This window comes from Mycobacterium shottsii (genome assembly GCF_010728525.1).
GTDB lineage: Bacteria > Actinomycetota > Actinomycetes > Mycobacteriales > Mycobacteriaceae > Mycobacterium > Mycobacterium marinum.
On sequence record NZ_AP022572.1, the window covers coordinates 3,400,614 to 3,418,672 of the forward strand.

Consider the following 18,059-nt stretch of genomic DNA (forward strand, 5'->3'; position numbering starts at 1 on the left):
CGGGCGTTCTAGTACGCTGTTCTATTCCGCAGCTTGTCCAGGAATCCACGAACGGTGTGCTCGGTGATCGACAGCGGGGACATCACCGTTTCACCCAGGCTGACGATGTAGTCGATCCGATCGACGATGGCCTCCACCGGTTCCACCAGCACGATGAGGCGCTTGGCCAGCTCGTCCAGGCTGGACAGCGTGCCCTCCAGGTGATCCAGGCCGCCCTCCAGGCGTTCGACCGTGGCGTTGAGGGGCGATAACGAGCTGTTCAGCTCGTTCATGGTCTTACCCAATCCGTCGAGTACGTCTTCGACCTGTTCCACCGTCTTGTCGGCGTTCAACGCCGCCTGTGTAAGGGTCTTCATCCGCTGTCGAGCTGGCGTCGGGCGGCCGCCTCTGTCTGCCATAACGGTCATTATCACCCCTTGACAAGGGATAACTCACCGTGCGGCGACAGCCCTGATGCTAGCCAGGCAGCCTGGCCGCGGCATCGCGGTCCAGCAGCCAGCGCGTGCTTTCGCGCCCGATGGCACCCGCCGCCGGCAACAACACCGGGTCCGCACCGCCGATGGCAGCGGCCACCGCCTCCGCTTTGGTCCCACCGGAAACCATCAACCAGACTTCGCGTGAACGCTGAATTGCCGGAAGCGTCAGGGTGATTCGTTGTGGCGGTGGTTTGGGGGAGTCGCCGACCGGGACCACCAGACGGGTGGTCTCACGCACGGCCTGAGTGCCCGGGAAAAGCGAATTGATATGGCCCTCTGGCCCCATGCCCAAAAGGTGCACATCGAAGTCCGGCGCCCGGTTTCCGGGGACTGCACTGGCCGCCAGTACCTGTTCGTAGGCCAGGGCCGCGGCGTCCAGGTCGGCGCCGAACTCGCCGTCGCTGGCGGCCATCGGGTGCACCTGGCTCGCCGGTATGTCAACGTGATCGAGCAGTTCCTCGCGCGCCTGCTTGTCGTTGCGCTCGTCGTCATCCTCGGGAACGTAGCGGTCGTCGCCCCAGAACAGATGAACCTTGGACCAGTCGATCTGCGAGCCTTGACTGCCCAGATACCGCAGCAGCCCAATACCGTTGCCGCCGCCGGTCAGCACGATCAGGGCTTGTCCACGCTCGGCTACCGCGCTGCCGATGGTCTGGATCAGGCGTTGTCCAGCGGCTCCGATCAGCATGTCGCTGTCAGGGAAGATCTCGACGTCCAGGCTCACACGTATTGCACTTTCTTGATGCCCTCCAGGGCGGCGAAGTAGATCTCGTCGGCGTCGAGCCGGCGCAGATCTTCGGCCAGACATTCCCCGACGACCCTGCGCGCCAACGGAACCAGGGCATCGGGCTTGGCGGTGCGGCTCAGGGTTGCGGTGATCCCTTCTTGCGGCCGGCTGAGCACGATGTTTTCGCTGGGGCGCTCCAACTCCACTCGGAGCTCGCCCACCGCGCGGCGCACCGGACCGTCGATCCGGCTGGCCAGCCAGCCGGCCAGGATGTCGAGCGCCGGCTCGGTCCGCAATCCGGAAACCAGCGCGGACACGATCGGCTCGTGCGGCGGCTGATCGACGGCCGAGGTCAACAGCGCCCGCCAATAGGTGATCCGACTCCAGGCCAGATCGGTGTCGCCCGCGGTGTATCCGGGCAACCGGCTCTTGATCGCCGACAGTGGGTCGATCCCGTTGGTCGCATCGGTGATGCGCCGAATCGCCAACTTGCCCAGTGGATCTTGCGCGGGCACGGCCGGGGCGATGTCAGGCCACCAGGCAACCACCGGGATGTCGGGCAGCAGGAACGGGATGACGACGCTTTCGGCATGGCCGGCCAGCGGCCCGGACAGCCGCAGCACCACGACCTCGCCGGACCCGGCGTCCCCACCCGCGCGCAATTGTGCGTCCAGACGCGGTTCGTCGGCGTATGGGTCGCCTCTCATCGTCACGATGATGCGGCTGGGATGTTCATGGCTGGCATCGTTGGCCGCGTCGATGGACTCTTCGACCATGGTCTCGCTGTCCGGCACGATGATCAGCGTCAAGACCCGCCCCATCGTGACGGCACCGATTTTTTCGCGAAGCTCATCGAGCTTCTTGTTGACCGCGGTGGTGGTGGTGTCGGGCAGGTCGACGATCATCTGCGCCGCTCCTTCTCATCGCTTCGCTCTGCATCGTCGCTGGCGCGGATCACGGCCGTCGCCATTCCCGGCCGGTGCGTCGCAGCATCTCGAATGCCGATTCCGGGCCCCAGGTGCCGGCTTCGTAGGGGTCGGGCTTGCCGCTGGAAGCCCAATTGTCCAGTGCCGGATCCAGGATCTCCCAGGCCAATTCGACCTCCGCGTTGACCGGGAAAAGGGACGGTTCGCCGAGCAGCACATCAAGGATCAGCCGTTCGTAGGCCTCCGGCGAGTCCTCGGCGAACGCTGAACCATAGGAGAAGTCCATATTGACGTCGCGGACTTCCATCGCGCTTCCCGGCACCTTCGAACCGAACCGCAGCGTCATTCCCTCATCCGGCTGCACGCGGATCACCAGCGCGTTGGTGCCCAACTCGTCGGTCATGGTGGCATCGAACGGTAGATGCGGAGCCCGCTTGAATACCAGTGCGATCTCGGTTACCCTCCGGCCCAGCCGTTTTCCGGTGCGAAGATAGAACGGAACGCCGGCCCAGCGGCGACTGTTCACCTCGAGCGTGATGGCGGCGAAGGTCTCGGTGGTCGAGGTCTTGGAAAACCCCTCCTCGTCGAGCAAACCGACCACCTTCTCGCCGCCCTGCCAACCGGCCGTGTATTGGCCGCGGCTGGTGGTCTCGTCGAGCGGCTCGGCAAGTTGAGTGGCGGAGAGCACCTTGATTTTCTCGGTCTGCAGGGCGATCGGATTGAAGCTGACCGGTTCTTCCATTGCGGTCAGCGCCAACAACTGCATCAGGTGGTTCTGAATGACATCGCGGGCGGCGCCGATGCCGTCGTAGTAACCGGCGCGTCCGCCCAGTCCGATGTCCTCGGCCATGGTGATTTGCACGTGGTCGACGTAGTGGGCGTTCCAGATCGGATCAAACAGCTGGTTGGCGAACCGCAGCGCCAAGATGTTCTGAACCGTCTCCTTGCCCAGGTAGTGGTCGATGCGGAAGACCGATTCCTCCGGGAACACCGCATTGACCGCCCTGTTCAGGTCGCGCGCGCTTTGCAGATCGTGGCCGAACGGCTTTTCGATGACGACCCGGCTCCACCTGTCGCCCTGTGGGCGCGCCAGCCCGGATTTGTGCAGTTGGCCGCAGACCACGGGAAAGGACTTGGGCGGAATCGCGAGGTAAAAGGCGTGATTGCCGCCGGTGCCGCGCTCGGTGTCGAGCTTCTCCAAGGTCTCGGCCAACCGGCCGAACGCTTCGTCGTCGTCGAAAGATCCTGAGACGAAACGGAATCCCTCGGCCAGCCGGTCCCAGTTTGCCTGCCGGAACGGGGTTCGGCAGTGCTCCTTGACCGCTTGGTAGACCACCTGGCCGAAATCTTCGGTATCCCAGTCCCGGCGGGCGAAGCCGACCAGTGCAAACGTGGGTGGTAGCAGCCCGCGGTTGGCCAGATCATAGATGGCCGGCATCACCTTCTTGCGGGCCAGGTCGCCGGTGACACCGAAAATCACCATGCCGCAAGTGCCGGCGATGCGAGGCAGACGCTTATCCAGCTTGTCGCGCAATGGGTTCTGCCATTGCGCGACCCCGGGCTCAGAGTGGGGCGGGCTCATTTGGCGAGCGCGTCGAGCTGCGCCTGCGTTGCATCAAGCAGCTCTTTCCACGACGCCTCGAACTTCTCCACGCCTTCGCTCTCCAACACGTCAAACACGTCGGACAGATCGATGCCGATCGCCTCGAGCTTGTCGAATATCTGTTGGGCATCGCCGGCAGTGCCAGTGATCGAGTCTCCCTTGACCACACCATGATCGGCGACGGCGTCGAGGGTCTTCTCCGGCATCGTGTTGACCGTGTGCGGTGCAACCAACTCGGTGACATAGAGCGTGTCGGAGTAGTCGGGGTTCTTCACGCCGGTGGACGCCCACAGGGGGCGCTGAACCCGGGCACCACGTTCCTCGAGCGCTTGGTAGCGCGCATCGCCTTCGAACACCTCTTGGTAGGCCGCGTAGGCGAGTCGGGCGTTGGCAACACCGGCCTGACCGCGCAACGCGAGAGCCTCCGCGGAGCCGATCTGTTCCAGTCGGTTATCGATTTCGGTATCCACGCGGGAGACGAAAAACGATGCCACCGAATGAATCTTGGATAGATCGTGTCCGGCTTGGGCGGCCTTCTCCATGCCGGTCAAGTAGGCATCCATCACCCCGCGGTGGCGGTCGACGGAGAAGATGAGCGTCACGTTGACCGAGATCCCTTCGGCCAGAACGGCGGCAATAGCAGGCAAGCCGGCCTTGGTCGCCGGGATCTTGATGAGCAAGTTGGGCCGGTCAACGATCTTCCACAGCTCGACAGCCTGCTGGATTGTCTTGTCGGTCTCGTGCGCCAGCCGCGGGTCGACCTCGATCGACACCCGCCCGTCGACCCCCCCGAAAGCCTCCCACCGGGGGGCCAGCACATCGCAGGCGTTGCGTACGTCGTCGGTGGTGACGGTGCGGATGGTGGCGTCGACATCGGCGCCGCGCTCGGCGAGCTCGGCAACCTGGGCGTCGTAGTCGTGTCCTTCGGACAACGCCTTCTGGAAGATGGACGGGTTGGTGGTGACGCCGACGACACTCTTGGTGTCGATCAGCTCTTGCAGGTTGCCGGAGCGCAACCGGTCGCGGGACAAGTCATCGAGCCACACTGATACGCCCGCGGCACTGAGTGCGGCGAGGTTTGGGTTCTGACTGGCCATCTGAACCACCCTTTCTCAATTTTCCAATGCTCGTTCCGCGGCAGCGGCAACAGCTTCGGCGGTAAAGCCGTACTCGCGGAACAATGTCTTGTAGTCGGCCGACTCTCCGTAGTGCTCGATTGAAACGATTTCGCCGGTGTCACCGACCAGCTTGTGCCAGCACTGTGCGATGCTGGCCTCGACGGCCACTCGGGCCGAAACCGAGGGCGGCAGCACACTGTCGCGGTATTCCTCAGGCTGGGACTCAAACCACTCCACGCACGGCATCGATACCACTCGCGCGATGATGTCGTTATCCGCCAACAACTTCCGTGCTTCGACCGCAAGCTGCACCTCGGAACCGGTGGCGATCAAAACGACGTCGGGGCCTTCGGACGAGTCACCATCGGCGCCATCGCTGAGCACGTAGCCGCCGCGGGCAAGGCCCTCGGCGTTGGTGCCCGCTAGCACCGGCACTCCCTGCCGGGTCAGGATCAGCCCGACCGGACCGCTGGTGGCGCCCCGGGCCAGGATCGTGCTCCAGGCGTACGCCGTCTCATTGGCGTCGGCCGGGCGCACCACCGAGAGCCGGGGGATCGCGCGCAGCGCCGAAAGGTGCTCGATCGGCTGGTGGGTCGGGCCGTCTTCACCAAGTCCGATCGAATCGTGGGTCCAGACGTAGATGGGGTCGATGTCCATCAGTGCCGCCAGCCGCACTGCCGGGCGCATGTAATCGGAGAACTGCAGGAACGTGCCGCCGTAGGCGCGGGTGGGTCCGTGTAGCGCGATCCCGGAGAGGATGGCGCCCATCGCGTGCTCGCGAACACCGAAGTGCAGCGTGCGGCCGTACCAGTGCGCGGTGTAGTCATCGGTAGAGATCGCTGGCGGGCCGAAAGAGTCCGCGCCCTTGATGGTGGTGTTGTTGCTGCCGGCAAGGTCAGCCGAACCGCCCCACAACTCGGGGAGTTTGGGTCCGATCGCGGCCAGCACCTGTCCGGACGCTGCCCGGGTGGCCAGCGCTTTGGAACCGGGCTCCCAGCGCGGCATGTCGGCATCCCAGCCGTCGGGCAGCTGCTGGGCCGTCAGACGGTCTAGCAAGGCCTTGCGCTGCGGTTCTCGCTGTGCCCAGGCCTCAAAGTCGGCCTGCCAGCTTTCGTGCGCCTCCTTGCCGCGCGCCACCAACCCGCGGGTGTGGGTGATGACGTCTTCGCGCACTTCGAACGTCTTGTTGGGATCGAATCCGAGGACTGTCTTGACGGCCGCCACTTCCTCGTCGCCAAGCGCCGCACCATGCACCTTGCCCGTGTTCATCATGTTCGGCGCCGGGTAGCCGATGATGGTGCGCAGCGAGATGAACGATGGCCGATCGGTGACTGCCTTCGCGTTGGCGATCGCCTCCTCGATGCCGGTGACGTTTTCGCCGCCCTCCACCTCTTGCACGTGCCAGCCGTAGGCGCGGTAGCGAGCAGCGGTGTCTTCGCACAGTGCGATGTTGGTGTCGTCCTCGATCGAGATCTTGTTGTGGTCGTAGAAGACGATGAGGTTGCCGAGCTGCTGAACGGCCGCAAGGGACGACGCCTCGGAGGTGACTCCTTCTTCGATGTCACCGTCGGAGGCGATCACGTAAATGTGATGGTCGAAGGGGCTGGTTCCGGGTTCGGCGTCGGGGTCGAACAGGCCACGCTCATAGCGCGCCGCCATCGCCATGCCCACCGCTGAGGCCAGGCCCTGGCCCAGCGGACCGGTGGTGATCTCCACCCCGGCGGTGTGGCGGAACTCGGGATGGCCGGGAGTCTTGGACCCCCAGGTGCGCAGCGACTCGATGTCGGACAATTCAAGTCCGAAGCCGCCCAGGTAGAGCTGTATGTAGAGGGTCAGGCTGCTGTGCCCGCAGGACAGGACGAACCGGTCCCGGCCCAACCAAGTGGTGTCGCTGGGGTCGTGGCGCATCGCGCGCTGAAACAACGTGTAGGCCAGCGGGGCCAGGCTCATCGCCGTTCCCGGGTGCCCATTGCCGACCTTTTGCACGGCGTCGGCTGCCAGCACTCGGGCCGTGTCAACCGCAGCCGAATCGATCTCGGTCCAGTCGTCGGGATGGCGCGGTTGGGTGAGCGCAGAGATCTCTTCGAGAGTGGTCACAAATACAGTCCTCAGTTCTCAGGGTCATCAAACTGATCAACCCCACCCTAGTGTGGGATTGCAGGTGGTTGCAGGCCTCGATCCGGAGTACCCATCGGGCCTGTCGGGAAAAGCTCGGATAAGCACAGTGAAAATATCCTGCCGGCCACACCGGCGTTACAGACAGTGCCGTTCTGGCGGGGAAATTACTGTGAATCGACCCTGCGGCAGTGCTGCTGTGGTGGTGCCGTCTACCATCGTGCGTAGTAGAAGCTGTGCGCGGCTGCGAATTCTCGAGGAGTTATTGCGTGAGCGTTCACGGGCGCGTCGCGCCGGGCCAGGCATCTGGCACCGCCCGGCAGCGTAGCGAGCCGGGTACTGGCACGTGGAGGAGCCGCGTGCTCGGTACGGTGCTGGCCTATCTGGCGTTGACCAAGCCGCGGGTCATCGAACTGTTGTTGGTTACCGCGATCCCGGCGATGCTGCTGGCCGACCGCGGTGCCTTTCATCCGCTGATCATTGCGAACACGCTGATCGGCGGCATGATGGCTGCCGCTGGCGCCAACACGCTCAACTGTGTGGCCGACGCCGATATCGACAAGGTGATGAAGCGAACGGCGCGCCGCCCGCTCGCGCGAGCCGCGGTGCCGACCAGAAGCGCGCTGATCTTCGGTTTGGCGCTGACCGTGGTTTCGTTCTTCTGGATGTGGTTGAATGCCAATCTGCTGTCCGGGCTGTTGGCCCTGGCCACCGTGGCGTTCTATGTGTTCGTCTACACGCTGTTGCTCAAGCGCCGCACGTCGCAAAACGTGGTGTGGGGCGGGGCCGCCGGGTGCATGCCGGTGATGATCGGTTGGTCCGCGGTCACGGGCACCCTGGCCTGGCCGGCGCTGGCGATGTTCGCGATCATCTTCTTCTGGACGCCGCCGCATACCTGGGCGTTGGCGATGCGGTACAAGGACGACTACAAAGAGGCCGGCGTGCCGATGCTGCCGGCTGTGGCGACCGAACGTCAGGTAACCAAGCAGATCCTGATCTATACCTGGCTGACCGTGTTGGCAACGTTGGCGCTGACGCCGGCGGCTGGGTGGCTTTATGCGGCGGTTGCCGTGGTGGCGGGGGCGTGGTTCTTGACCATGGCGCATCAGCTCTACGCCGGAGTGCGCGCCGGCGAGGCGGTCAAGCCGCTGCGGTTGTTCCTGCAATCCAACAATTACCTGGCGTTGGTGTTCTGCGCGCTGGCTGTCGACTCGGCGATCGGGCTGCCCACGCTGCTCGGCTAACCGTGCAGCGCGCCGGCGGCACCGGCCGGGCGCGGTGAATCTCAACCGGTATTTCCTGCCGCCTTCGGGGATCGATCGCTAGTTGCCCGAGCGGATTGCCGGGAAATGCTGGTCGAACAGCCCGTAGCTGTAGGTGATCGTGTGCTCGAGACTCTCGAAACCCAGGGCGCCGCCGAGGTAGAAAATGTCGCCCTGGCCTTGCAGCGACTCCAGATCGTCGTAGAAGCCGTTCGCGATCGCGGATTGCGACACATGGGGGAAAAACTTCGGCCAGGCCTTCGTCAGAACGGTGGTCTTCAGTGTCACACCAACTTTTTCGAGTTGGGTATGTAATTCCTCCAGGGCCGCTTCCTGGCATCCCGGCTGCTCAGGTGATCCGTGGTAATAAAACACCCACCATGGGCTCTGTGGCCAGGGGCGCAACCCGATGTGTCCACCCGCAAGGCCAAGGTGTTGAGAGCCGAGCGACACGTAGCCGGACGCGTCGGGAAGGCCATCACCGTCGGCGATTGTCGCGTAGTAGTCGGCGTAGCGGATCTCGCGCTTGACCCGTGCGCCGGTCTTCGTGATCGCGTTGTTGAGGGCGCTGCTTGCGCCGCTCGCATCGAGCAGATCGAACGCGTCATCCAACGGGGTTGCCAGCAGGACCGCATCGAAAGTCCCGAGTTCGCGCCCGTCGCCGGCGTAGATCCAGAGTCCGTCCTGCTTGCGTACGACCCGACTGACCGGAACTTCAGTGCGGACATGGCAATCCTTGGCCATCGCGATCGCCAGCGACTGGGCGCCCAGAGTGAAACTCAGCCGCTCGGCGCCGCCCTGCAATTTCTGCATGAGAAGGGAGCGAATGCCGTGGCGGGGAGTACACAACCGAAAGTAAATAAAACAGAGTGCAGCAACTTCGCTATATGGACCGTACCCCATATCCATAACCGGTTCCTACATGGACGCCAAAGGAGCTAACTGCAGTTTCTTTACCCATTGTTCCAAGGGCAGAGACAGTTCATCGCGTAGCCAGCCGAGTTCGGGGCAATGATTGAATGAGAATCCTGGTTTGTCGAAATATTTCCGATATCGCTTGATGTAACGCCGCACCTTGATTGCTGAGCCCAGGTAGGCGCGCGTTGAGTGCGCCGCCGCTATCGCGGCTTCCAGTCCGGTCCACTCGGCCGTGTCGAGGTCGACGGCCAGCATCGGCTCGCGCAGGAAGGTCTGCAGCCCGTATCGGCGGGCAAGAGCCCAAGTATTCGGGTATCGCTGCGGCACGACCACAACCCCGCCCAGGTCGTAGTAGCGCCCATCGACCTCCACCGAACACGCTTTGCCGCCAACCTGTGCGGAGCCCTCGAAGACCGTGACGTCGTCGTAGCCGCGCTCGCGCAGGCGCAGCGCCGCGCTCAACCCGGCAGTGCCGCCACCAACAATTGCGATGCGCTTGGGTTGATTCATGTGGCTGTGTTCCCTTCACGTTGCCATTCGGTGTCGGTCCGCGGTACTGTCTAAATTCATGGGGTGATGAATTATCAATGATTTCCCGGGATGTCCTCGCCGGGGCCAAACTGGCATCTGGCAATGCGGTAAAGATTCGATCATCTGACACGATAGTGGCTTGGCAACTTTTGTCAGGCAAAAGATGGAATCTAGTTCTCGGCCCGCTGTCGACGGTACTTCGGAATCGCATCCCGGCGAGCCAACTAGCGGGTTAGAGGTAGCGCGCTCACCAGGATGAGGTCAGCGGCCGGGACTTTTGTCACCAATCCGTGGCCGAAGTGCTCCGATGGGTGCGAAGACGTTCATTTCGCTGCGGGAGCGCGCGACCATGGGGCGACAACATACTCGGGCTAGGGGATCGCCAAGATGAAGTCGTTCACGATCGATCCGCGTCGCCACGATGGAGTGATCTTCGTCCTCGACGGCGACGGACCCGAACAGTCGATCTGGGCGCCGACCGTCGCACTGGCCCGAAAGCTCTGGCAGGTCGGAGTGGGAACCGCCGTCTATTCGCCCGCCGATGAGAGCGTGAGAGTGCTCGAGGCGGCAGGGTTGTCCGAACCAGAGCGAGCCAGTGCACCGCCACAAGCCTCGCAGGCGAAGCCCTATTGCATCGGCCTCTCGGCTGCCGCCGCCAAGTTGGGGGCCGCTGTCGAACGGTTGGCAGTCGTGGCCGGCATGGATGGCGGGGTGGAGGCCGCCCGAGAGTGCGGCTTCGCCTTCGTCATCGGATTTGACCGGGACGGACGGGCCGAGGAACTCCTGCGCCGCGGCGCGGACGTCGTCGCTGCCGATCTTGCCGAAGTCACCGTGCGTAGCGGCGACGAGCGCCTATCTCAATGCCCCAACGCGCTGGATTCCTACGGTCAGGTGATCGGGATGGTCGCCGGTCGGCAATTGTTCGTCTGTATGGACTACGACGGCACGCTGTCCGAAATCGTGTCGGATCCCGATGCCGCCACCCTGGTCGATGGCGCCGCCGAGGCGCTGGCGCACTTGTCGACGCAATGCCCGGTCGCAATTCTGTCCGGCCGCGATTTAACCGACATCCGTGACCGGGTAGGGGTACCGGGCATCTGGTACGCCGGCAGCCACGGCTTCGAACTGATCGCGCCCGACGGTACTCACCACCAGCATGAGGCGGCCGCCGCCGCGGTTGACGTGCTGGCGAGCGCGGCCGAGGACCTTCGCCACGAGTTGGCCCAGATCCCAGGCGCGAGTGTCGAACACAAGCGTTTTACCGTCGCGGTGCACTATCGCAATGTCGCCCGTGAGCACGTGGCCCAGGTGATCGCGACCACCCACCGATACCGCCGCGAATATGGCCTTCGGGTGACCAGTGGCCGCAAGGTCGTCGAGCTGCGACCCGACATCGACTGGGACAAGGGTGCCGCGCTGGCCTGGATTCGCTCACTCATCTTCGAAAACTCGCGGGTACTGCCGATGTACGTGGGTGATGACCTCACCGATGAGGACGCGTTCGATGCGCTGCGGTTCAGCGGCGTGGGGATCGTGGTCCGTCACGACGAGGACGGTGACCGACCCACCGCCGCCAACTTCACGCTGCGCAACCCAAACGAAGTCCGTGACTTCGTTCGACGCGGCGCCGGGTGGCTGGCGCATGCGCACGAGACGCAATCGCGCGGTTGGACTTTCACATTCGAAGGCTACGATCCGCCCAACGAAAAGCTGCGCGAAGCGCTGTGCACCGTCGGCAACGGTTACTTCGCCACCCGTGGTGCCGCACCCGAATCGACGGCGGGGCAGGTCCACTATCCGGGAACATATGTCGGCGGCGTGTTCAACCGGCTGGACGACCTGATCGGGGGTACCAGGACAGCTCACGAAAGCCTGGTGAACCTACCCAACTGGCTGCCACTAACCTTCCGGATCGACGGCGGCGACTGGTTTGACGTCGACGCGGTGACGTTGTTGTCCTACCGTCAGACGCTTGACCTGCGTGGTGCGGTGCTGACCCGGGAACTGACCTTCCGTGACGACGCCGGGCGCACCACCTCGGTAACCCAGCACCGCTTCGTTTCGATGAACCAGGCGCATGTGGCGGCGCTGCAAACCACCGTCGTCGGCCACGACTGGTCGGGGACGATCGAAATCCGGTCCACCATCGACGGCAACGTCCGCAATTCCGGGGTGGAGCGGTACCGAAATCTGGCCAGCAATCATCTGCAGGGTCTGGAAAAGGCTGTGCTGTCTGAGAATTCGGTGTCGATGGCCGTGGAGACCACGCAGTCGAAGATCCCGGTCTCGGTGGCAGCCAGGACCAGCCTATGGCGCGGGGACGAGCCGGTCGCGGCAACGTACCGGTTGCTCGACGAGGAATTCGAAGTCGGCCACAAGATCTTCACCGAGGCCAAACTGGGCCAGCCGTTGACCGTGGAGAAGATTGTCACCCTGGTGAGCGGGCTTGATGTGGCCACCTTACACCCGGCCATCGGAGCGGAGCGCCGACTCGGTCGCCAGGGACGGTTTGCCGAGATTTGTGACGCCCACCGGATTGCCTGGTCGCATCTGTGGGAACGGTTGTCGATCGAATTCTCCAACCACACCGAAGAGCTGCGCGTATTGCACCTGCTGCACCTGCTGCACCTGCTGCACCTGCTGCAGACGGTGTCCTACAACAGTGCGGATCTCGATGTCGGGGTCCCAGCCCGCGGGCTGCACGGTGAGGCCTACCGGGGACATATTTTCTGGGACGAGCTGTTCATCTTCCCGGTGCTGAACCTGCGCCTTCCCGCGGTGACCCGATCGCTGCTGCTGTATCGCTACCGGCGCCTGCTCGAGGCCCAGCGCGCGGCCAAACTGGCCGGCTATCGCGGTGCGATGTATCCGTGGCAGTCCGGCAGCGACGGGCGAGAGGAAAGCCCCGAGCAGCACCTGAACCCGCGGTCGGGCCGATGGATACCCGATGCCAGCCACCGTGCGCACCATATCGGCATCGCCGTCGCATACAACGTCTGGCAGTTTTACCAAGTCAGCGGCGATCTCGCGTTCATGATCGATTACGGGACCGAGATGATGGCCGAGATAGCCCGGTTCTGGGTGAGTAGGGCGACTTATGACGCCGAGGGTGATCGGTACCACATCAAGGGCGTCATCGGACCCGATGAATTCCATTCCGGTTACCCCGACCGGCCCTACGACGGCGTGGACGACAACGCGTACACCAACGTGATGGCGGCCTGGGTGATCCTGCGGGCGATCGATGCGTTGCTGCTGATGCCGCTGCCGAACCGGTTGGACTTGTACGAAAAGCTGGCACTGACCGAAGCGGAGCTGGCTCAGTGGGACCACGTCAGCCGGCGCATGTTCGTCCCGTTCCACGACGGCGTGATCAGTCAGTTTGACGGATATGAGCAGTTGGCAGAACTGGATTGGGACGCCTACCGGCATCGATACGGCAACATCCAGCGGCTCGACCGCATTCTTGAAGCCGACGACGACGATGTCAATCGCTATCGGGCGTCCAAGCAGGCCGACGCGCTGATGCTGCTCTATCTGTTGTCCGCGGACGAACTGGGGGAGCTGCTGGACCGGCTCGGCTACCACATGGAACGGGACCAGATCCCGGAGATGGTGGACTATTACATGGCGCGTACTTCCCATGGGTCGACGCTGAGCGCCGCGGTTCACGGATGGGTGCTGGCCCGCGCCAATCGGGATCGCGCCCTGGAGTTCTTTCAGCAGGTGCTCGAGTCCGACGTTGCCGACATCCAGGGCGGTACCACCGCGGAGGGTGTCCACCTGGCCGCGATGGCCGGCAGCGTGGACTTCGTGCACCGCTGCTTCACCGGACTGGAGATCCGTGCCGATCGAATCGTGTTGTCCCCGCACTGGCCGGAATACCTTGGTGCACTTGGATTTCCGATTCACTACCGCGGTAACCACCTACACCTGAGGGTAAGTGGGAAGGGCGCGGATATCAGCGTCGAGCCGCGTGATGTGCCGCCCGTCGAAGTGGAATGCCATGGACGGGTGGAGCGGCTGTTGCCGGGAAGCACCGTTCGATTCAGCTAGCGGGCTGGCTAGGCCGGTATCGCCGTTACCGCTTCGGCACTGCCGCCGTTACCGAACAGCAGGGCGGTTACCGTCAACCCCGGCAGCGCCGTAATTCTTGTTCCGTTGCCGCCGTCGCGCCGGTGTCCCGCGAGTTGCTCTGTGCAGCACAAATAGCCGATGAATTTGACCCAAGTGACTTAATATCGTCCTGTGAAGTCACGCGAGTTATCGCCGCGGGTGCGTGACCTGATCCGTGAAGCGGCGCGGGTTGCGCTCAACCCCAGTCAACAATGGCTCGAAGAATTCGACCGTGCGACGCTGGCTGCAGCGCCGCCAATCGCCGAGAACCCGGATTTGGCGACCGTCATCAGCCGGGCAAATCGCGCCAATCTACGCCACTTCGCAGCGTCCAACCTGCGAAATCCGGGCGACCCGGTACCGGCGAACCTGGGTGCCGAGCCGCTGCGAATGGCCAGGGATTTGGTACGTCTCGGCCTTGACACGCTGGCTCTCGATGTCTACCGCGTCGGGCAAAACGTGGCCTGGCAGCGGTGGACCGACATTGTGTTCGGCCTCACCACCGACCCCCAGGAGCTGCGCGAACTGCTCGATGTGCCGTTTCGGTCGGCTGCGGCGTTCATCGACACCACGCTTGCGGGCATCGCCGCGCAAATGGAGCTCGAGCACCACGAGCTGTCGCGCAATATCTGCGCCGAGCGCCGCCGCATTGTCGAGCTTCTTCTCAATGGCGCACCCATCAGCCGCGATTCCGCCGAATCCCGGTTGGGTTACCCCCTGGATCGGTCGCATACCGCCGCCATCATTTGGAGTGACCGCTCCGACGGTGACCACCGCGACCTGGACCGAGCCGTGGACGCGTTCTGCAATGCCGTTGGGTGCGCAAGCTCGCTGGCCATCATGTCTGCCGCCACGACACGCTGGGTCTGGGTGCGTGACGTAGATGTCTTCGACTGCAGTCAGATTCGTCAGGTGATGCGCGAATTGCCGCACGTGCGCATCGCCATCGGAACCACCGAACCGGGAGTTGACGGGTTCCGTCGTAGCCACCGCGATGCGCTTACCGCCGCACGCATGTTGATCCGGCTGCGCTCACCCCAGCAAGTTGCCTTCGTCGGCGACGTCGAGATGATTGCCCTGCTCACCGAGAACCCGGACGGTGCGGATGAATTCATCAAGAACACGCTCGTCGACTTCGAGGAAGCCTCCCCGGCTCTGCAACACACCCTGCTGACCTTTATCAGCCAACAGTGCAATGCATCTCGTGCCGCGCGGCTGCTGTACACCCATCGCAACACGTTGATGCACCGACTCGAAACCGCGCAGCGCCTGCTTCCCAAGCCTCTCGAGGACACCACGGTTCGCGTTGCCGTCGCTCTCGAGGTTTTGCAGTGGCGCAGCAAGCAACCCGGAAATCCCGCCGCGAGTGGGGCAGGCAAACCAGACGACCGCACCCCGCCGGAACAGCGGCCCTGAGCCGGGGGGCGTCCGGCGCTTCGGCAGTTGCTGCCCGAGTTGCCCCGAAATGGCTAGGGCAACAACACGACCGACCCAATAGTCTTGCGGGCTTCCAGATCTTGATGGGCCTTCATCGCATCGGCCAGCCGATACCGCCCGCCAACCTCGATGGTGATTACCGCGCTGCTGATCGCGTCGAAAAGTTCGCTGGCCCGCCAGCTGAATTCCTCGGCGGTGCGGATGAAGTGGAACAGCGACGGACGGGTGAGATACACCGAGCCGGCCGCATTGAGCCGTTGCGGATCGACTGGAGGAACGGGACCACTGGCGGCGCCGAACAATGCGAGTGTCCCGCGTACGGCCAGGCTGGCCAGGCTGGCGTCGAACGTCGTTGCCCCGACTCCGTCGTAGACGGCGGCCACACCGGCACCATCAGTCAGGGCGCGCACCTGTCCGCCAAACTGCCAAGCGTCGGTGGGGTAGTCCAGCACTTCGGCCGCGCCGGCATCCCTGGAGAGCTTGGCCTTTTCCGGAGTTGAGACGGTGCTGATCACCCGTGCCCCCAGGTGAGTAGCCCATTGCGTCAGAATCAGCCCGACGCCGCCGGCGCCGGCATGCACCAAGATGGCGTCGCCGTCGGCAACCGGGTACACCGACTTCAGGAGATAGTGCGCGGTGAGGCCCTTCAGCAGTGCCGATGCGGCCACTTCGGCGCTGACGCCGTCGGGCACCTTGGCGGTCAGAGCCGCCGGTGCAGTGCAGAATTCGGCATAGCCGCCGTTCGCGGAGGCGCTGACCACGCGGTCGCCCACAGCAATCCCGCCGGCATCGGCCGCCGTGGCGCCCGGGCCGAGGGCTACCACGGTTCCGCATACCTCCGAGCCGATGACGAACGGCAGCTCCCGTGGATAACTTCCCGACCGGAAGTAGGTGTCGATGAAGTTGACACCGATCGCCTCGGCCTTGATCACCAGCTCGCCATGACCGGGCTCGGGTTGCGGCCTCTCGACGTAGCTGAGGACTTCGGGACCGCCTGTTTGGCTGACTTCAATTGCGTGCACGCCGCTATCATGCCCGACCATGAAGTTGGCCCGGCCGGAAGTCTTCCATCCGCGCGTCGTCTTGGCGGGTTGGCTGCACCAACCCGCCGGTGATGGCGACGACGCCGGGCTGGTTGCGGCCCTGCGCCGCCGCGGGCTGCACGCGCATTGGTTGTCGTGGGACGATCCCGACATCAGTCGGGCGGACCTGGTGATCCTGCGGGCTACCCGCGACTACGCCCGTCGGCTCGACGAGTTTGTGGCCTGGACCGGCGTCGTCCGCAATCTGCTCAACCCGCCCGCGGTGGTGGCCTGGAATGCACACCGGCGCTACTTGGACGACCTGGCGAACAGGGGCGTGCCGACGCTACCCAGCCATACGTGCCGGCTGGGGGAGCGGTTGCGGTCGCTGCCGGCTCCTCAGGTGTTCGTCGGCCCCGGCGTGGGTAGCGGCACTCGGCGTTTCAGTGATCACGCCAAGGCCGCGGAATATGTCGATGAACTCCACGCGGCAGGGCAGTCGGCGCTGGTGCAGATCGGTGATCCGGTTCCCGAGGCGGTGCTGATTTTTGTGGGTGGGCGGCCCTCGCACGCGTTCACCACCCAGGAACACGCGCTACGTCAGGGCGAGCCGGACTTCGAGATCTGGGATATCGGTGCTGCGGCGATGCGGGCCGCGGCCGCTGCGGCCGGCGTGCGGGTGGGGGAGCTGCTCTGCGCCCGGGCCCACCTGGTCGGTACTCGGCTGCTGGAACTGCAATTGATCGACCCGTCGTTGGGCTGGCGGCGCTTGGACACCGCCACCCGAGACCGGGCCCAGCGTGAGTTCGCGCTGAGCGTCCAGTCAGCTCTGGGGGGCCTCGGCCTGGGTCCGTTCTCGCATCGACGCCCATAGCGCCGCGGTCGCTGCGGTACAGGCCGCGGCCCCCGCCACGTGGACGGCAACCAGAGCGGCGGGCACTCCCGTGTAGTACTGCACGGTGCCCACAGCGGCTTGGGCGAAAACCAACACCACCAGGACGGTCAGCCGCCGCAGGATCGCGTCGGTGGCGCCGACGGCCAGGAGCCCTAACCCCAGCCCGACCAATAATGCGAGGTAGGAAACCAGCAGCGATGAGTGCAGGTGCACCAGGTCGGTGATCTCGATTTTCAGTCGCGGCACCGTCCGGCTGGGGCTCTTGTCGCCCGCATGCGGGCCGGCGGCCGTCACCAGCGTGCCCGTTACCAGGACCGCGGCCAGATTCACCGCGCTGAGCACGGTGAGGGCGCGCAGCGGACTGGCCACCAGTTCGTGCGTAACGCCTTCGTCGGGCTGGCCGACTTTGACATAGAGCAACACCGACAGCCAGACCATCGTCATCGATGCCAGCAGATGGATGGCTACCGTCCACCACAGCAACCCGGTGCGCACCGTGATGCCACCGATCACGGCCTGCACCACCGTGGAGGCCGGCATCAGCCACGCGTAGACCAGTACCTCGGTGCGCCGCCGTGCCCGGGTGACGGCCAACACGGCCAGCGCCGCGGTGATGACCACCGCGAAGGTGATCATCCGATTACCGAACTCGACGGCCTGATGGATTCGGGGCACCTCGGCGACCGCCACCGGGGTGAAGCTGCCGGGAAAGCACTGTGGCCAGGTCGGACAACCCAGGCCCGAGGCCGTGACGCGGACGATTGCGCCGGTGACGGCGATACCGCCCTGGGTCAGGATGACGGCCGCGGCGATGATCCGCTGAACGCGCAGGCTCGGGTCGGGGAGCAGGTCAACCAACCGCAGCAAGACTCGTCCGAGGGCCACCGCCCGATCGTAGCGACACTACGTCGCG

At 64.4% G+C, this 18,059-nt stretch carries 15 protein-coding genes; 4 read left to right on the plus strand and 11 right to left on the minus strand.

Features of this window, described 5'->3' with window-relative positions:
* Nucleotides 1-8 precede the first annotated feature (8 nt).
* From G6N41_RS15710 to tkt, 6 genes are read right to left on the minus strand one after another with little or no spacing between them, the layout of a single operon-like run.
* On the minus strand, nucleotides 9-407 hold the full coding sequence (locus G6N41_RS15710) for an ATPase (protein WP_198913309.1): 399 nt from the start codon (nucleotides 405-407) through the stop codon (nucleotides 9-11).
* A gap of 49 nt (nucleotides 408-456) precedes the next feature.
* A complete protein-coding gene (gene pgl, locus G6N41_RS15715) occupies nucleotides 457-1,200 on the minus strand; it encodes a 6-phosphogluconolactonase (protein ID WP_198913310.1) in 744 nt (247 codons plus the stop codon).
* Complete coding sequence (opcA, locus tag G6N41_RS15720) at nucleotides 1,197-2,108, minus strand: glucose-6-phosphate dehydrogenase assembly protein OpcA (protein ID WP_020728586.1); 912 nt, start codon at nucleotides 2,106-2,108, stop codon at nucleotides 1,197-1,199. Before opcA ends, pgl begins: the two co-directional genes overlap by 4 nt.
* Before the next feature lie 49 nt (nucleotides 2,109-2,157).
* Nucleotides 2,158-3,711, minus strand: a complete 1,554-nt coding sequence (gene zwf / locus G6N41_RS15725; RefSeq protein WP_036455561.1) for a glucose-6-phosphate dehydrogenase — start codon at nucleotides 3,709-3,711, stop codon at nucleotides 2,158-2,160.
* The gene (tal, locus tag G6N41_RS15730) at nucleotides 3,708-4,829 is read right to left on the minus strand and encodes a transaldolase (RefSeq protein ID WP_198913311.1); all 1,122 of its coding nucleotides are present in this window, start codon (nucleotides 4,827-4,829) and stop codon (nucleotides 3,708-3,710) included. The genes zwf and tal overlap by 4 nt, the downstream gene beginning before the upstream one ends.
* A gap of 15 nt (nucleotides 4,830-4,844) precedes the next feature.
* Entirely contained in the window at nucleotides 4,845-6,947 is a 2,103-nt protein-coding gene (tkt, locus tag G6N41_RS15735; protein ID WP_198913312.1) for a transketolase, read from the minus strand.
* Nucleotides 6,948-7,234: 287 nt separating this feature from the next.
* Between tkt and G6N41_RS15740 the strand changes: the two genes are divergently transcribed.
* Nucleotides 7,235-8,209 carry a heme o synthase gene (locus G6N41_RS15740; protein WP_198913313.1) on the plus strand — a complete coding sequence of 325 codons (975 nt, stop codon included), beginning with the start codon at nucleotides 7,235-7,237 and terminating at the stop codon, nucleotides 8,207-8,209.
* A gap of 78 nt (nucleotides 8,210-8,287) precedes the next feature.
* On the opposite strand, the gene G6N41_RS28650 is transcribed toward G6N41_RS15740, so the two are convergent.
* Together G6N41_RS28650 and G6N41_RS28655 are read right to left on the minus strand one after the other, a co-directional pair.
* A complete protein-coding gene (locus tag G6N41_RS28650) occupies nucleotides 8,288-9,136 on the minus strand; it encodes an FAD-dependent oxidoreductase (protein WP_231608522.1) in 849 nt (282 codons plus the stop codon).
* Between the two features lie 9 nt (nucleotides 9,137-9,145).
* Complete coding sequence (locus tag G6N41_RS28655) at nucleotides 9,146-9,655, minus strand: FAD-dependent oxidoreductase (protein WP_259594247.1); 510 nt, start codon at nucleotides 9,653-9,655, stop codon at nucleotides 9,146-9,148.
* A gap of 408 nt (nucleotides 9,656-10,063) precedes the next feature.
* Between G6N41_RS28655 and otsB the strand changes: the two genes are divergently transcribed.
* On the plus strand, nucleotides 10,064-13,732 hold the full coding sequence (gene otsB, locus G6N41_RS15750; RefSeq protein WP_198913314.1) for a trehalose-phosphatase: 3,669 nt from the start codon (nucleotides 10,064-10,066) through the stop codon (nucleotides 13,730-13,732).
* An 8-nt stretch (nucleotides 13,733-13,740) separates the two neighbouring features.
* On the opposite strand, the gene G6N41_RS15755 is transcribed toward otsB, so the two are convergent.
* Nucleotides 13,741-13,884 carry a hypothetical protein gene (locus G6N41_RS15755; RefSeq protein WP_020728593.1) on the minus strand — a complete coding sequence of 48 codons (144 nt, stop codon included), beginning with the start codon at nucleotides 13,882-13,884 and terminating at the stop codon, nucleotides 13,741-13,743.
* 40 nt (nucleotides 13,885-13,924) lie between these two features.
* On the opposite strand from G6N41_RS15755, the gene G6N41_RS15760 reads away from it, so the two are divergent.
* Nucleotides 13,925-15,208, plus strand: a complete 1,284-nt coding sequence (locus G6N41_RS15760; protein WP_198913315.1) for an Rv1453 family transcriptional regulator — start codon at nucleotides 13,925-13,927, stop codon at nucleotides 15,206-15,208.
* A gap of 53 nt (nucleotides 15,209-15,261) precedes the next feature.
* On the opposite strand, the gene G6N41_RS15765 is transcribed toward G6N41_RS15760, so the two are convergent.
* A complete protein-coding gene (locus tag G6N41_RS15765) occupies nucleotides 15,262-16,251 on the minus strand; it encodes a quinone oxidoreductase family protein (protein WP_036455848.1) in 990 nt (329 codons plus the stop codon).
* A gap of 19 nt (nucleotides 16,252-16,270) precedes the next feature.
* Here G6N41_RS15765 and G6N41_RS15770 point away from each other — a divergent pair, with 19 nt between their 5' ends.
* Nucleotides 16,271-17,125, plus strand: a complete 855-nt coding sequence (locus G6N41_RS15770; protein WP_198913316.1) for an ATP-grasp domain-containing protein — start codon at nucleotides 16,271-16,273, stop codon at nucleotides 17,123-17,125.
* Here the strand turns inward: G6N41_RS15770 and G6N41_RS15775 are convergent.
* Nucleotides 17,075-18,004, minus strand: coding sequence for a COX15/CtaA family protein (locus G6N41_RS15775; RefSeq protein WP_198967881.1), 930 nt, complete (start codon nucleotides 18,002-18,004; stop codon nucleotides 17,075-17,077). The two genes, G6N41_RS15770 and G6N41_RS15775, sit on opposite strands and share 51 nt — an antisense overlap.
* Nucleotides 18,005-18,059: the final 55 nt, after the last annotated feature.

Coding starts and splice junctions, on each gene's coding strand:
- G6N41_RS15710 (WP_198913309.1), bottom strand. CDS start 407: ATGACCGTTATGGCAGACAGAGGCGGCCGCCCGACGCCAGCTCGACAG.
- opcA (WP_020728586.1), bottom strand. CDS start 2,108: ATGATCGTCGACCTGCCCGACACCACCACCACCGCGGTCAACAAGAAG.
- zwf (WP_036455561.1), bottom strand. CDS start 3,711: ATGAGCCCGCCCCACTCTGAGCCCGGGGTCGCGCAATGGCAGAACCCA.
- tal (WP_198913311.1), bottom strand. CDS start 4,829: ATGGCCAGTCAGAACCCAAACCTCGCCGCACTCAGTGCCGCGGGCGTA.
- G6N41_RS28650 (WP_231608522.1), bottom strand. CDS start 9,136: ATGGATATGGGGTACGGTCCATATAGCGAAGTTGCTGCACTCTGTTTT.
- G6N41_RS28655 (WP_259594247.1), bottom strand. CDS start 9,655: ATGAATCAACCCAAGCGCATCGCAATTGTTGGTGGCGGCACTGCCGGG.
- otsB (WP_198913314.1), top strand. CDS start 10,064: ATGAAGTCGTTCACGATCGATCCGCGTCGCCACGATGGAGTGATCTTC.
- G6N41_RS15770 (WP_198913316.1), top strand. CDS start 16,271: ATGAAGTTGGCCCGGCCGGAAGTCTTCCATCCGCGCGTCGTCTTGGCG.